Origin of the sequence: Rhodococcus aetherivorans (genome assembly GCF_011058165.1) — a bacterium.
Classification (GTDB): Bacteria; Actinomycetota; Actinomycetes; order Mycobacteriales; family Mycobacteriaceae; genus Rhodococcus; species Rhodococcus aetherivorans.
The window spans coordinates 1-14,140 of the sequence record NZ_JAALEG010000123.1 but is presented as its reverse complement, the minus strand read 5'-3'; the positions used below and the strand labels follow the sequence as shown (position 1 = coordinate 14,140).

At 65.8% G+C, this 14,140-nt stretch carries 12 protein-coding genes and 1 pseudogene; 7 read left to right on the top strand and 6 right to left on the bottom strand.

Annotated features, from left to right (window positions below; translation table 11 throughout):
* The first annotated feature begins 139 nt into the window (after window positions 1-139).
* From G6039_RS28035 to G6039_RS28015, 5 genes are all read left to right on the top strand, one after another.
* Window positions 140-571: a hypothetical protein gene (locus tag G6039_RS28035; protein WP_051445984.1), complete on the top strand. Its 432-nt coding sequence runs from the start codon at window positions 140-142 to the stop codon at window positions 569-571.
* Window positions 568-1,005 (top strand): DUF6262 family protein, encoded by a 438-nt coding sequence (locus tag G6039_RS28030; protein WP_051445983.1) that lies wholly within the window; start codon window positions 568-570, stop codon window positions 1,003-1,005. The genes G6039_RS28035 and G6039_RS28030 overlap by 4 nt, the downstream gene beginning before the upstream one ends.
* Before the next feature lie 413 nt (window positions 1,006-1,418).
* Window positions 1,419-2,240, top strand: a complete 822-nt coding sequence (locus G6039_RS28025; RefSeq protein ID WP_043797166.1) for a hypothetical protein — start codon at window positions 1,419-1,421, stop codon at window positions 2,238-2,240.
* Window positions 2,241-2,541: 301 nt separating this feature from the next.
* The gene (locus tag G6039_RS28020) at window positions 2,542-2,814 is read left to right on the top strand and encodes a hypothetical protein (RefSeq protein WP_043797165.1); all 273 of its coding nucleotides are present in this window, start codon (window positions 2,542-2,544) and stop codon (window positions 2,812-2,814) included.
* 192 nt (window positions 2,815-3,006) lie between these two features.
* Window positions 3,007-3,675: a DUF6308 family protein gene (locus G6039_RS28015; RefSeq protein WP_043797163.1), complete on the top strand. Its 669-nt coding sequence runs from the start codon at window positions 3,007-3,009 to the stop codon at window positions 3,673-3,675.
* Between the two features lie 134 nt (window positions 3,676-3,809).
* Here G6039_RS28015 and G6039_RS28010 read toward each other — a convergent pair whose 3' ends face one another.
* From G6039_RS28010 to G6039_RS27985, 6 genes are all read right to left on the bottom strand, one after another.
* The gene (locus G6039_RS28010) at window positions 3,810-4,442 is read right to left on the bottom strand and encodes a BTB/POZ domain-containing protein (protein WP_152103824.1); all 633 of its coding nucleotides are present in this window, start codon (window positions 4,440-4,442) and stop codon (window positions 3,810-3,812) included.
* Window positions 4,443-4,736: 294 nt separating this feature from the next.
* Window positions 4,737-5,450 carry a DUF2510 domain-containing protein gene (locus G6039_RS28005; protein ID WP_152103823.1) on the bottom strand — a complete coding sequence of 238 codons (714 nt, stop codon included), beginning with the start codon at window positions 5,448-5,450 and terminating at the stop codon, window positions 4,737-4,739.
* A gap of 146 nt (window positions 5,451-5,596) precedes the next feature.
* Complete coding sequence (locus tag G6039_RS28000; protein ID WP_043797161.1) at window positions 5,597-6,073, bottom strand: hypothetical protein; 477 nt, start codon at window positions 6,071-6,073, stop codon at window positions 5,597-5,599.
* Window positions 6,074-6,295: 222 nt separating this feature from the next.
* On the bottom strand, window positions 6,296-7,069 hold the full coding sequence (locus G6039_RS27995) for a ComF family protein (protein WP_146034239.1): 774 nt from the start codon (window positions 7,067-7,069) through the stop codon (window positions 6,296-6,298).
* Complete coding sequence (locus G6039_RS27990) at window positions 7,066-7,974, bottom strand: DNA processing protein DprA (protein ID WP_043797168.1); 909 nt, start codon at window positions 7,972-7,974, stop codon at window positions 7,066-7,068. The genes G6039_RS27995 and G6039_RS27990 overlap by 4 nt, the downstream gene beginning before the upstream one ends.
* A gap of 45 nt (window positions 7,975-8,019) precedes the next feature.
* Window positions 8,020-9,435: an SIR2 family protein gene (locus tag G6039_RS27985; protein WP_235194005.1), complete on the bottom strand. Its 1,416-nt coding sequence runs from the start codon at window positions 9,433-9,435 to the stop codon at window positions 8,020-8,022.
* A gap of 702 nt (window positions 9,436-10,137) precedes the next feature.
* Here G6039_RS27985 and G6039_RS27980 point away from each other — a divergent pair.
* Both G6039_RS27980 and G6039_RS27975 read left to right on the top strand, forming a co-directional pair.
* Window positions 10,138-13,617, top strand: coding sequence for a helicase-related protein (locus G6039_RS27980; protein ID WP_043797158.1), 3,480 nt, complete (start codon window positions 10,138-10,140; stop codon window positions 13,615-13,617).
* A 118-nt stretch (window positions 13,618-13,735) separates the two neighbouring features.
* Window positions 13,736-14,014: pseudogene (locus G6039_RS27975) on the top strand (DUF1156 domain-containing protein); the annotation flags it as partial.
* Window positions 14,015-14,140: the final 126 nt, after the last annotated feature.

Genomic DNA, 14,140 nt, shown 5'->3' with positions numbered 1-14,140 from the left:
GTGCATCGAACGGACCAGGCAGGGCACGAACGTCATGCGGGCTCCTCCGGTGGGATGGCAATCAGGCCTACACGCGATCCTCGTCGAGTCCTCGAGATCGCACAGTGATTACCCGCATATCAAACACACCTCCACCGAGATGACCGCCCACTACGCCCGCCTGCACGACACCACCGTGCGGGACCATTGGGAACGCGCCCGCAAGGTCGACATCCACGGACACACCGTCGCGATCGCCGACGACAGTCCACTTGCCGATGCGGCCTGGACCAAACACCACCTGGCCCGCGCCACAATGGCACTACCCAACGGCTACTGCGGCCTGCCGCTGCAGCAGAGCTGCCCACACTCGAACGCGTGCCTGACCTGCGCGGTCTTCATCACCACCCCGGAGTTTCTGCCGCAGCACCGGGAACAACTCGAAATGACCCGCGGCATCATCACACGTGCCCGCCAACACGGACAACTACGCCTGATCGAGATGAACACCCGCACCGCCGACAACCTGACGGCGATCATCACCAGCCTCGAACACGAACCCGACGACACCGACCCCCAGGTGTCCCCATGAGGGCCGACAACACCGCCCACCTACGATCGGCGGCCCACCGTCGCAGCGCGCTCGCTCATGACCGCGCCGAGGCTGCGTTCACCGACCTGCAAGCCCGAAACCAACCGATCACCGTCGCCGGATTCGCCCGAGCAGCGGGAGTCGCACGATCGTGGATCTACACCCAACCCGATCTGCTCGAGCGAATCCACCGGTCCCACGAGCTCGCTCCGAAGCGACCACGACCGTCCATCCCGACCGCGGCGAGCGACGCCTCCTGGCAGCGGCGGCTCGAACTCGCCCACACTCGCATCGCGGAACTCACCGCCGAGAACAAGCAACTTCGTCACCAACTCGCGCTCACGCACGGGCACCTCCGCAGCGAACGGGTCAGTCCGTCGAAGACGCCGCCCACGACACAAAACCACCGTTCAGAGGCTACGCAGACGGACTGAACTCAGGGGAACATGTGTTCGATTAGGGCGTTTATAGTCAGGGCGGCAGGTCGATGGAGGGACGCGAGAGGCGGACTTCGGGAAGCATCGGCCTGCCACATCGTTTCCGCAGGAAACAGACATCGAGAGCGGAAGTACCCCCGATGCCGGGCATCCACGCACCGGCCCGTATGCCCGCCTCGGTACCCCGGTCACTCCCTCCCTGAGCCGGCGCGAACCGGGGGGGATGTGGGTTCCGCCGGGCACCCTCATGCCACCACGAACGATCCGGGGTTGACCACGCCCCGCTACCGCGCCCCTCGATGGCATAGCGCCGATCCCTACCATTCGTAACGTACGTATCATGATACGTACGTTACGAATGGTGTTACGATGCTGGATACGGAACGTCATCGGGTCGGGAGGGCGAGGTCATGGCCGAGGAAGCCAGAGGGGGACGGCGCCGCGAATACGCCACCGACGCCGACCGGGTACGGGCCTGGCGGCAGCGCCAGAAAGACAAGGCCCGCGCCCAGCAACAACAGGACGCACTGCCGAGCGATCCGACCTCGGCGATCGGCACCCTCGCCGACGCGGTACCACTGCTGCGCCGCGAAACCCAGGCGATGCTCGAGACGCTGACGACGATCGCGTCGTCGATCACCACCGCGACCGATCTGCTCGCCGATCCGGCGGCGATCGATGCACAGCTGCGGCGCGTGCAGGCCGAGGCCGACAAGGTCCGGGCCGACGCCGCAGCCGAGATCGCGGCACTGCGGGACGAACTCGACACCGCGCGCACCGAACGCGCCGACGCCGACGCCGCCGCCACGGCTGCCGACGCCGAGGCCACCGAGGCCCTCGCCCAGCTCACCGCAGCCCGGGCCGATCATGCCGCGGCACAGGACCGCTGGCAGCAGCAGCTCGATCAGGCCGCATCGACCCACCGCGAGCAGATCGCCGGCCTCGAGCACCGGATCGAGCTGCTCACCGGGCAGCTCGACGAGCACCGCGAGCGGCTGACCCGAGCGATCGCCGAGAAAGACGCCGCGGCGGCCACCGCAGCCGACCACACCCGGCGGCTCGAAGCCGAACTCACCGCCGCCCGCACCGCGGCGGCAGCCGAACGCGACCGCGCCTCCACCGCCCGCGCCGACGCCGCCGCCGCACACGCGCAAGCCGAAGCCGCCCGCGAACGTGTTGCCGAACTGCGCGCCGAACTCCAGGACCTGCGCACACCCCCGGCCGGCCCCTGAACCCCCAGCCGGCTCCCCGTACTGCTGGCTGCCGCAGCTGCGGACCTCGAGGTTCGACGGGGGTCGACCTGGCATACTTCGATCCGGCCATCCCCGCCGTACCCCTTGCGGCGGGGATGGGTTCTGCGGTCAGGCACTCACTCATCGCCGACCAGGGCCGCGACGTCGTAGACGGGCCTCGGCTCGTCTACCCACCTGAGCCCGGGCCCTGCGTGATCGCATCCGTCCAGAGTCGATGCGTGGTCGAGTCGTCAGGTGGCGTGCATGATGAGAGGCCCACCGACACGCACCGAGGGGAACGATGTTCACCGCACTACGCGGCCGATTCCGCACGCGATCGGCCACAGCGGACGCGCCGACCACCGAATCGCACCGGAGCGGCGCACCCGCGCAGACGAAGACCGACGCGGCAGCGCACACCCACGCCCAGGTGCAGATCGAGACATTGGACAGCTACCTCGGCTCGCTCACCGAACAGGACCGCGCCGAGTACATCGCCGCAGCGCAAGACCTCAACGATGCGATGAACGAGACCGGCACCGAGGACTTCCCGAGGTGGACGGCCACCCGGTGACGGCAGCGTCCCGGACGGAATCCGATCGCTCCAGGATCTGCGGGCGCTCGCTCGCACGATCCGCACCTCGAGCCGGCCGGACCCGACGGAAATCCCCACTGCGACGAACGCAGGCACGTCCGCTGTGACTCCACGCACCGATCCGGGAAGCGGCGACGACACCGACCCGGGCTCGGCCGGGCAGCAGAAGCCATGAACCGCGCCGGCGGCGAGGCCGCGGCCACCGTGTTGGTGATCGCCGGCCGCAGCATCGACATCGACACCGCGGTCGCCACAGCCCACGGCTATCCGGCAGTGACCGTGGCCCGCTACGACCTGCCCGGACCCGGACCCGCCGCGGTGATCACTGTCGACGAGATCGCCCGCACCCACAAGGTGCGCTCCCGGATCAGCCACGCCCAACGCGACTGGTTCATCCGCAGCGCCGTCGACGCCCCGTGGGCGGCGGTGCCGACCGAGGCGCAGCTGGTCGACGCCGACCCGAACGTCAGCGGCGGACTCTACGACCGTGCCGAAGCTCTCTACGAGCATTTCCGCACCGCCGCTCCCCGGCAGGTGGGGGTCGCCAAGATCAGCAAGGTACTCCACATCAAACGCCCCGGATTGTTCCCCGTCCGCGACTCGAAGGTCATGGCGTTCTACCGGCTCCACGCTCGTGCCGCCGCCGCCCGATACCCCCACCGCGGCAGACGGAAGATGTTCTGGGCAGCCATCCGCGACGACGTGTGCACCAACCTCGACAACGGTGCCCTCCCGCTGTTCCGCCGCCGCCTGGAGCAGTCCGAGACCGAGCAGGTCCGCCGGCTCACCACCCTGACCGATGTGCGTCTGCTCGACCTGCTGACCTGGGCTGTCGCCTGACATGCAGGGTCGGTAAGTTACCGGGCGCAGACCCGCGCCGACCACGGAGCTTCACACCGTCTCGAGGTGTCAGCCAACACAATCGACCTCACGTTCGCTCGCCGCGGCTTTTCGCAGGTCGGGACCATTGCGGGCTATGTCAGGGTGGAGCGCACGTCGATCGTCGCGCGGAACCAGCGGGCCAGGTACTTGTCGGCCATCAACTCCGGGTGGGCCTCGACGTAGCCGATGAACCAGCCGGACAGGCCGTCCCAGATTCGGTGGTCCCCGGGTGCGGTCAGGCTCCAGCCGAGTTCGTCGAGGGTCCAGTGCGCTTTGGCGGAGTTGCGCAGCATCGAGGTGCTCACCCAGTTCGGTTCCGCATCGACGCCGCCGCGGGCGACCGGAACCAGATGGTCGATGGTCGGAAACAGCTCCCAGAACGCGAAATGCGACTGGGACATCTGCCAGTTCGGATGCGCCGGGAACTCGTCCGGCAGGATCAGCGACAGCGTGCGCAGGGCAGCTGGGTGCACGAGCTTGGTGCCGCTGTAACGATCGAGGAAGCCGTCCCGGTAGAACACGCGCAGGCATTGGCGTTCGGTGTACTGCCGTGAGTTCTTCGCCACCGGGGTGAAGGGATACTCGCTGCGCAGGATCTGCCGGCCCTGCTCGAGATCACCGGCATCGATCGCGGCCACGGTGCGAGCGAGAATATCGGCCTTGTCGCCCTCGGCGAGAGCAGGATCCGGAACCGTTTCGGTAGATGAAGATTCGGGAATCGGCACATCTGCGATCGTAGGACCCTCTCAACTACCCGGCTGCACATCGGTGGGAGGTATCAGCGAGCTCGGCGGTTGTGCAACCAGTACGCGGTCCGTGTCGACGACCGGGCATCTCACCTACCTGCCCGGATCGCTTCCGGCTTCCGCTCAGGAATGACAGCGAGCGAACACCCCGACCGCAGCGACAGTGAACATCCGCAGGTTCGAAGAGCGGCAGAACAGCACCGGACTCGTGGGCCGCTGATCCGGCTTGCCGGACACGAGGGCGAACGAACGAGATTCATGCTGCCCGCCCGATCACCGCAGCCGAATCCGGACCCCTTCGGAGAACAACGTCAACGAATCCTCGAACAACAGATAGTCCGGTTCCGCTCCACTCATCTCGTAGTAGAGCTCCCCGGAGGCCGCTTCCCCAGGGTTCAAGGTCGGGTAGGCAAGAGGTGAGAGCGTGTTGACAGTCGGGCTGAAGCGACGCTCCTGCGAGTCGAACGCATCGAGGTCACCGAACCGGAACACCCGGGGACCCGTACCGATATTGGTCACCGTGATCGCGGCAGTCGAGTTGTTCCACGAGTGCACGACGATCTCGAAACTACCGTCGCGCAGCGGCACACCCAGATCGGTGGCAGGCTCGGCGACCGTGGTCTCGGGCGGGGGCGCGAGAGTCGAGGTGTCCACGGTCTCGGGCGGCACGGGGGGCGCCGTGGTCTCGGGCGGGGCTGCAGGCTCACTGCTGGTGTCATCGGCGCGGACAGAGGCTTCGGTGTCGTCGCTGCCTTCGACGAAGATGCCGCCGATCATGATGACCAAAATGGTCGCTAGTACCGCTCCCAGCAGAAGAGAGTGCCCACGGCCCCACGACGAAGTCGGGTTCTGCAATGTCGATGACTCTGGTTCCGGCACCGGTTCGGTCCGGATGCGGGTGTTGGACGTCCATTGCTGTCCGTCCCAGTACCGCAATACCGTCGGATCGTGAGGATCGGGCCGCCACCCGGGAGTCGAGTCGTTCATCGGGCGCGTGCCCTCCTTCCATGGAGATCGATGTACGAGCAGTACTGATGATCTTCAGGTCATCTATACATGTGGTCCTCGAGCGGGTGCTGCTGCTGGGCGCAGCCGCCCGCGCCGCATCACCCGCGAGGTGATGTCCTGCTCGGCTACCCGGTTCTGGTCACCAGGCGAACGACCGGTCCGACGATGGCGACGAGGACGAGAACAGCAAGAACCCAACCCACCGTTGGAACTTTGATGACGGCGACGACGACCAACGATGCGGCGGCCATGACGATCAATGCCCAGATGAACTGGCGCTTCCACCGGTCGAGCGGTTTGCGCCGGTACCACTGTGTCGCTGTCTCCGACCGAGGCGCGATCCGCCCACCGAGTTTGAACTCGAACAACGCGATTCCCGTGCTGTCGGCGAATGCTTGTGCAGCCCGGGTGTATCCGCCGTAGGAGAAGTGCACCCACTGAGCATTGCCCTTCTTCAGGTACACCGTCTCGTGGAGCTGCCGGAGATGATGCTCGTCCATCGGCGTCGGGGTGGTCGTTCCGCGCCCGACGACATCGTGGCCGTCGATGTGGAACAGATCGTCGGCGTTGCCTCGGCGGGTGCTGACCCGATCGAATCCCATGTCCTGCATGTGGGCACTGACCGGCTCATACATCTCACGGCGACTGAGCGCAGGTTTCACCGCGACTCACTATCTCGGGGCATAGCACAGGAGACTATCCGATGTTCCCGACATGCCTGGCCGGACGCAGTCCGACCGTGGCGGCGCCTTACTCAGCACATCCGTCTCGTAGAGCTTGGGTCGAGGAACCGCAGTGTGGATCCGAGCTTCATGCGTCAGCGGTCATGCCTCGATCTGTGTACCCGGGTGCTGGCTGTTGACCAACGGGCTCTGTTCCCAGGAGAACTGTTTTGCCTTCTGCCCTGCCCAGAATGCCGGGGTGTTCTTGTAGCCGACGTTGACGCGGCGGGCGACCACAAAGTGACCGGCAAGGTGATGCCCGGCAGCGTCGAGTGCATACGCAGCGCTGTTGATACGGGCACCGGTGGTGCACACGTCGTCTACGAGTAGGACCCGCCGGGTGGGACCGTCCACGGAGACGAATCCGTCAGTGGACGGCTTGTTGAACGACAACGTTCCTGATCCACGGCGTAGCAGGGTTACTACGGGAACCTGCAGTGGCAGGTCTCGAAGGATGGTCTCGAGTGGGTGTGGGCCCGTCCGGCTAGACGAGGGGACGACCGTGATCACGTCAACCGAACTTCGTGCTTGTATGCGCGCACCGTGTTCGTACAGGAACCTGGCGATCAGTGCTTTGACGACGTCGACGTACTCGGGGATAAAGGGCTCACTTTCGTCGACACGACCCTTGTAGCAGGTCAGCCATTCGCGTAGCTGCGACGGCTTGTTGTACAACGAGATCATGTCCAGCGGTGGTGCTGGCACCCCTAGGGTCTTCCTATTCTTCGCGCAGTTCCAGCATTCCCCAGTCGTCCATTCCGTCCACGTGCGACAGCGCCAGCAGGTTTCAGGCTGACCATCGGTGGGAGGCGGTACCAATTCGGGGATTGCCTTCTCGGACAATTCCCAAAGATGCGGATCGATGTGCTCGATCACTGGTCGATCCCGTCGAGCGTGCGCCGAACCTCCTCAGCGCTGGTGATAAAGGAAGCTTTGCCGTCGTCGGCGAGCTTGCGCGCCCAATCTTGGTGTTCGAGGGCAGGTGACCACATCAGGACTGGTCGGCCGTATCCGATGGCTTGCTCGATCTCGTGTCGGCTGCCGCTACGGGACTCACCGGACATGATGATGCTGATATCGCTGAGGCCGGCGATCACGTGATTGCGGCGCAGGAACGAGGTGCGAGTTCTCGGGGCATACGGTGCGAACTGCGATACCAACACCCCGTTCTTGCGTATCCGGCGAGCCAGATCGATGTTCTGCTCGGGGTAGATGCGGGTGATACCGGTCCCCATCACAGCGACGGTGGCTCCGTCCGCTGCCAGTGCTCCTTCGTGTGCGGCGGCGTCAACGCCGAGGGCCAAACCGGACACGATCGTCGTTCCGGTGGCCGCGAGATCTGCGGCCAGCTCGTGGGTGTCACGGATGACTTCCGTACCGGCGGATCTGCTACCGATGATTGCTACGGAGGAGGATTCACGGTCCAGGGCTGCGGTGGCGAACAATATCGGGGGTGCGTCCCAGCACTCGGCAAGCCGTGCCGGGTAGCCGGGGGCATCGCAGGTGTCCGAGGACAGGAGGGGCCGGGCGACGCCATCCCTGGCCAGAATGTCGATCTGCTTGTGCCAGTATTCGATTCGCGCGTGATCGAGACTCTCATGGAGGTATCGGACCAGCTCAGAATCCGACGATCTATTGCTCGGATCCAGGAGACTCGGATCCAGCAGAGCGCGGAACTGGGCGGGGTCGCGCAAAATGTAGGTGAGATCGCTGGGCTGTGCCGGGAGCAGCTCGAGAGAAGCCACCACGATCGCGGCCTGCCGCAGGTTGTCATCCTCCATGACAGTCATGGTACGAGGGCTGTACGACACGCATCACGAAGTGGACTACGACTCGTACATGGCCTGCTTGATCAGGGATTTAGCGGCGCGCGCGGTGATGGTCGGGTCGGCATCGTTGAGCCTTTCCCACGTCGCGTGCTCGGTGGCACGGCTGCCGATAGCTGGAGGGTTGCCCCTGTGGGCTTCCCAGTAGTCGCGTGCGGCGCCACCGGCGGCGGCAATGGGGATCACCGCGACCCGTCGATCTGCCGCCCAACCGATCTCCTCGGCGGTTCGGGTCCCCCCACGGATGGCGACGAGCGCCCGACAGTCGTCCAGGACACTTGTGACGAGTTCCTTGCGCGGGAGATCGGAGTAAATGGAGGTCCCGACTCTCTCTGGCGGCACCACGGGGGGTTCGTCCTTCCCACGAAAATGGATCATGAGTTTGCTGGGGTCGTAGGTCCCTTCCTTCCGCCGCGTCCGCGCGACGTCCCGCGAGGTGTACCAGCCGGCCGGTCCACCGAGGCTGGCGATTGTCCATGTCGGTTCATCGACGAGGGTGACAGCGAGCGCTGCGCACCAGGGGCCCAGGATCTCTTCGTCTTGCTCCGGCGTTGCGTTTTCGATTCTGCTGCTGCCCGAGACGAACAGGTGTGGCGGGCGGGTACGCAGCACCAGCTCGGCGAGCAGATCAGGGATCTCGTCGTGATCGTTGATCTCGCAGACTGTGACACCGCTGTTCTCGAGGTCGGCGGCCTGGAGTCGATACCGGCGTAGGTCTTCCGGTGTGGCATCGGCACCATTGGGGGGTTTCATCACGGCGATGTGGCGGTCGGCGGATGCGGTCCCCAGGGTGCGGGCAAGGCGGAGGAGTATCTCGATGTTGGGGTCGGTGAAACTGAATCCCAGGAAGAGCATGGTTCGGCTCATATACGACGATCGGAGCACGGTCCAGGTGCGAGGATGCGCCAGTTCGTAGCGTTCGTAATCGGTACGTGTGATGACAGGCGGGAGTTCCCACTCATTACGATTGTCGATGCTGCCATGCATCTTGATGATCGCCCGCCGACGCGAGGCAATGTTATGAACGTGGTCCTCTCCAGCGACGACGACAGCCTCGGGAATGGCAGTTTCCAGCAGTCGGTCGTAGTTGGTAGTCCAAATCTCCTTGATGTCGAGACGTCGCAGATCCCGGTGGCTCGATGTCGGTTCGGGGGGAATCTCGATCATGGTAGTGAGGATGTGGGTCTCCAGCGCGTCGCGGCCGCCGTTTCCGCGGTCCAGTGCGATGTACTCGGCGACCAACGGCAGATCGGCGTGGCCCGGAATATCACAGCGATCTTGCATCGGCTTCAGCAGTGAACCCCAGTCCGGATAACCAGCAGCCCGCGAGAGGCCCGCGCCCACAAAGACGGCGGCATTCCCGGACAGGATCGCCTGTCCATACGTCTCGACAAGTTTGGCGCGTGTGATCGGCACACCCCGTATTGTGCCAATCCGGGTGAGCGCGCCCCGTGTGCGCACGAGATCCCGAGGCGGGGGCAGCCCCCGATTCCCGCCACTTCCCGGGACTTACCCCTATCCCTGCAGTCGACTGGGGTCGACATCTTTGAATCCGCTCTGGTACCCGGCATGACCGGCGTGACCGGGATACCCCGGATAACCAGCGTACCCAGGGTATCCGGGGTATCCCGGGTATCCGCGATGGGGTTGAAACGTGCGGTGCAGAAGCCGATTACCTACCACCGTCCCCAGGTACTTCCCCTTCTTGTCGACGGCATCGGCATCCCCCCAGGGGAACCATCCGATCCACTTTCCGCGCTTGTCAAAGAGGAACTTGTCCCCTTCCATCCGTCGGAACGCAATCGGTGAACCACCGATATCGAAGTAGAAAATGGCCATGCTCATCCCTTCAGAACCATGTCGGCAACTGGAGCATCTCAGACACTTCCGACATATGCCCTCCAGGATGCAGACTCCTGGACGTCTGACGAATGAATCCGCTCGACACACTTCATGAACCTCGTGATTCCATGCACGCCGTGCCAGCTACCCAAAGGTTCCCGAGCCCAGAACGATAAAAGTGATGTGTGACATTCTTCGCCCCGCGAACGATCACATCTGTAAGGCGACAACGCAGGGGAGAGTGATAGGACGGTGGCAGCTTCATCACCGGTAGGGATGCCGGTGCGGCTCGAGGATCTCGACCGTGGCCAGGTGCTTCGTGGTGTGCACTCAGGACCTGTGACCCTCGTCGATGTCGACCGGCACGGTCCGGACGCGGTGACGGTGACGTTCAAGGACACTGCCGGTGGACTGGGTCAGCAGTTGCTGTACCGGACCGATGAGGAACGCCTGCGGATCGAGACACCGCAGGCCCGATGGTCGTTCGATGCCGATCCGGCCGAGTTCCGCCTCGCCGCCGAAGCACTGCGCATCCGCATGGCCGGCCTGCACGATCCGATGGTGGCGGTCTCCTCCAGCGCGGTCGATCCGTTGCCGCACCAGATCCGCGCCGTCTACGGCGAACTGCTGCCCCGCACCCCACTGCGGTTCGTCCTCGCCGACGACCCCGGCGCCGGCAAGACGATCATGGCCGGGCTCTACGCGAAAGAACTGATGCTGCGCGGGGACCTGACCCGCATGTTGATCGTCGCCCCCGGCTCGCTCGTCGAGCAGTGGCAGGACGAGCTGGCCACCAAGTTCGCCATCGACGCGCAACTGCTTTCGCGCGAGATGATCGCCTCGAGCCCGGACGCGAACCCCTTCGAACGCTATCCGCTGCTGATCGCCCGGATGGACCAGCTCGCCCGCAACGACGACCTGCTCGCCGTGCTCGACACCAGCGAGTGGGATCTGGTGGTCGTCGACGAGGCACACCGGATGTCGGCCACCTGGTACGGCGGCGAACTCGACGTCACCCGCCGCTACCAGCTCGGCCAGCGCCTCGGGCAGATCACCCGGCACCTGCTGCTGATGACCGCCACCCCACACAACGGCAACGAAACCAGCTTCCAGGCGTTCATGGCGCTGCTCGATCCCGACCGGTTCGAAGGCGAATACCGCTCCGGAGCGCACACCACCGACACCTCGGGGCTGATGCGCCGCATGGTCAAAGAAGAGCTGCTCACCTTCGACGGCACCCCGCTGTTCCCCGAGCGCATCGCCGAGACCGTGCCGTACACCCTCTCCGACGGCGAACGCCAGCTCTACGACGAGGTCACCCGCTACGTCCGCGAGGAGATGAACCGCGCTGACCGTCTCGGCGCCGACAACCCTCGCGCCCGCACCGTCGGCTTCGCCCTGACCGTGCTGCAACGACGCCTGGCGTCCTCCCCGCATGCGATCGTCCGGTCACTGCAACGCCGCCGCGAACGCCTCGGCACCAAACGCCGCGACCTGCTCACCCCCACCCCGACGAGTCGGGTCGACGATCTCACCCTGACTGGGATCGACTTCGACGATCCGGACGAGTACGACGCCGGCGAACGCGAAGAGATGGAAGAACAGGTCGTCGACGCCGCCACCGCGGCGCAGACCGTCGCCGAACTCGACATCGAAATCGCCCGCCTCGGGGTGCTCGTCGCCCTCGCCGAGCAGGTCCGGGACTCCGGTGAGGACCGCAAATGGGCCGAACTACGCTCGCTGCTGTTGGATCGGAATCTGTTGCGCGATGCCCAGGGTGCCCCGCGCAAGCTGATCGTGTTCACCGAACACCGCGACACCCTGGACTATCTGACCGCCCAGATCCGCAACATCCTCGGTCGCGAAGATGCGGTGGTCACCATCCACGGCGGCACCCGCCGCGAGGACCGCCGTACGATCCGCGAACGGTTCACCCACAACCCCGATACCCAGGTGCTCATCGCCACCGATGCCGCCGGGGAAGGGCTGAACCTGCAGGCCGCCCACCTGATGATCAACTACGACCTGCCGTGGAACCCCAACCGGCTCGAGCAGCGGTTCGGCCGGATCCACCGCATCGGCCAACGCCACACCTGCCGACTGTGGAATCTCGTCGCCGACGGCACCCGCGAAGGCCACGTGTTCACCCGGCTGCTCGAGAAGATGGAAACCCAGCGTCGCGCATACGGTGGCCGGCTGTTCGACGTCCTCGGCGACGCCTTCACCGACCGCCCGCTACGCACCTTGCTGCTCGACGCGATCCGCTACGGCGACGACCCGGCCCGCCTGGCCGCCCTCGACCAGGTCGTCGACGCCGAAGTCTCCCGCGGCCTGGACACCCTGCTCGAAGAACGCGCCCTGGCCCACGAAGCCCTGGCTCCGCACGAACTCGACCGGCTCCGCCGCGAGATGGACGAAGCCCGCGCCCGCCGGCTGCAACCGCACTACATCGCCGCGTTCTTCCACGACGCGTTCCCCCGGCTCGGAGGCCGCCTGCCTCGCCGGGAAGCAGGAAGGTTCGAGATCACCCACGTCCCCGCGACTGTGCGGGCCCGGCAACGTCCGGGCGCGGCGGTGCCGATCGTCTCGCGCTATCAGCGGGTCACCTTCGATCTCGACCGCATCGACCTGGGCGAGCCCACCGCGCCACGCGCCGAACTCCTCGCCCCCGGCCACCCGCTGCTCGACACGGTCCTCGACGCGACCATCGAAACCCATCAGCAGGCGCTGGAGACCGGAACCGTGCTGTTCGACCCGCACGACCCGGCCGAACATCCCCGGCTGATCGTCGCCGTGACCGGGGAAATCAGCGACGGCACCGGGGTGGTGGTGTCCAAACGCTTCGACTTCATCACCCTCACCCCCGACGGCACCGCCGCCTTGTGCGGGTCGGCCCCCTATCTGGACCTACAGCCCCTTCCCGCCGAGGCACGCACCATCGCCGACGAGGTCCTCGGCCATAGCTGGCTCGCCGGCGGAGTCGAGCAACTCGCCGCCACCTGGGCCATCACCCACGCCCAACCCGAACATCTCGCCCAGGTCAAAGACCGCGTCCTGCCGCTGCTGGACAAGACCCGCAGCGCCGTACACAAACGCCTCACCCAGCAGATCAACTATCTCGACAGCGAAGCCGCCCGCCTGCGCGATGTCCTGGCCACCCGCACCCAGGGCCGGCACGCCAAACCCCGGCACAGTCCCGACAGGCTCGAGGCCCGCGCCCGCGACCTCGAAGCCCGCCTCACCGCCCGCACCACCGAACTCGACCTGCAATCCCGCCTGGCCGCCAAACCCCCGCAGATCGCCGGCGCGGTGCTGGTCATCCCCGCCGGCATGCTGCCCGGCGCCCCCGCCCGGTACGCCAAGGAAACGGCTCGCATCGAACGCCGCGCCGTCGACAAGGTCCTCGCCGCCGAACACGCCCTCGGGCGCATCCCGGAGGAGATGCCGCACAACAACAAGGGCTACGACATCCGCTCCCTTGACCCGCAGGACGGGCACTACGTGTTCATCGAGGTCAAAGGCCGCATCGAAGGCGCCGAGGACTTCACCGTCACCTTCAATGAGGTCCTCTACGGCAAGAACGTCCCCGACCGCCACCGCCTCGCCATGGTCTCGGTCAGTGACCGCGGCCCCGACCACGACCAGTTGCGGTATGTGCATGAGCCCTTCCGGCGCATCGACCTTGGCGATCTCGCCGCCACCGAGGTACGCCTGCATTGGGCCAAGACCTGGGCGAAAGGCGGACCACCCTCCTAGCAGCCTCCCGTCCCGACCGGACCGGGCACCGCCGCCGGATCCCGGCACGCCCGGCCACTACTGTTTCCCGTAGTTACGCTCCCGCAGCACCGATGTACGTAGAGAAGGACCCCACTTCGTGACCGCCGACACCACCGCAGTTCCCCGTCGCAAGCTCATCGAGGTTGCACTGCCGCTGGAGAAGATCAACGCCGAATCGGCCCGCGAGAAGTCAATCCGCCACGGCCACCCCTCCACCCTGCACCTGTGGTGGGCCCGCCGACCCCTCGCCGCCGCCCGCGCCGTGCTCTTCGCGCAACTCGTCGACGATCCGTCCTCGTTTCCCGATCGATTTCCTACCGACGAGGCCGTCGCGAAGGAACGCAGACGCCTGCACGAGATCATCGAGCAACTGGTCAGGGCCTCGGCAAAGTCGTGAGTGATGCCCGCTGAGCTGCGGTTTCAGTGCGAGATGGCACTCGACGGGGAGCGTGGATTGGGGCGGGCACGACCGTCTCGGTGATGATTCAAGTTCCTACACAAG

What these genes read in the sequence shown, in the direction of transcription:
- G6039_RS28025 (WP_043797166.1), top strand. Translation starts at nt 1,419, where the DNA reads ATGGCCGAGGAAGCCAGAGGGGGACGGCGCCGCGAATACGCCACCGAC.
- G6039_RS27990 (WP_043797168.1), bottom strand. Translation starts at nt 7,974, where the DNA reads ATGGAGGATGACAACCTGCGGCAGGCCGCGATCGTGGTGGCTTCTCTC.
- G6039_RS28015 (WP_043797163.1), top strand. Translation starts at nt 3,007, where the DNA reads ATGAACCGCGCCGGCGGCGAGGCCGCGGCCACCGTGTTGGTGATCGCC.
- G6039_RS28005 (WP_152103823.1), bottom strand. Translation starts at nt 5,450, where the DNA reads ATGAACGACTCGACTCCCGGGTGGCGGCCCGATCCTCACGATCCGACG.
- G6039_RS28000 (WP_043797161.1), bottom strand. Translation starts at nt 6,073, where the DNA reads ATGGGATTCGATCGGGTCAGCACCCGCCGAGGCAACGCCGACGATCTG.
- G6039_RS28020 (WP_043797165.1), top strand. Translation starts at nt 2,542, where the DNA reads ATGTTCACCGCACTACGCGGCCGATTCCGCACGCGATCGGCCACAGCG.
- G6039_RS27980 (WP_043797158.1), top strand. Translation starts at nt 10,138, where the DNA reads ATGCCGGTGCGGCTCGAGGATCTCGACCGTGGCCAGGTGCTTCGTGGT.
- G6039_RS28035 (WP_051445984.1), top strand. Translation starts at nt 140, where the DNA reads ATGACCGCCCACTACGCCCGCCTGCACGACACCACCGTGCGGGACCAT.
- G6039_RS28030 (WP_051445983.1), top strand. Translation starts at nt 568, where the DNA reads ATGAGGGCCGACAACACCGCCCACCTACGATCGGCGGCCCACCGTCGC.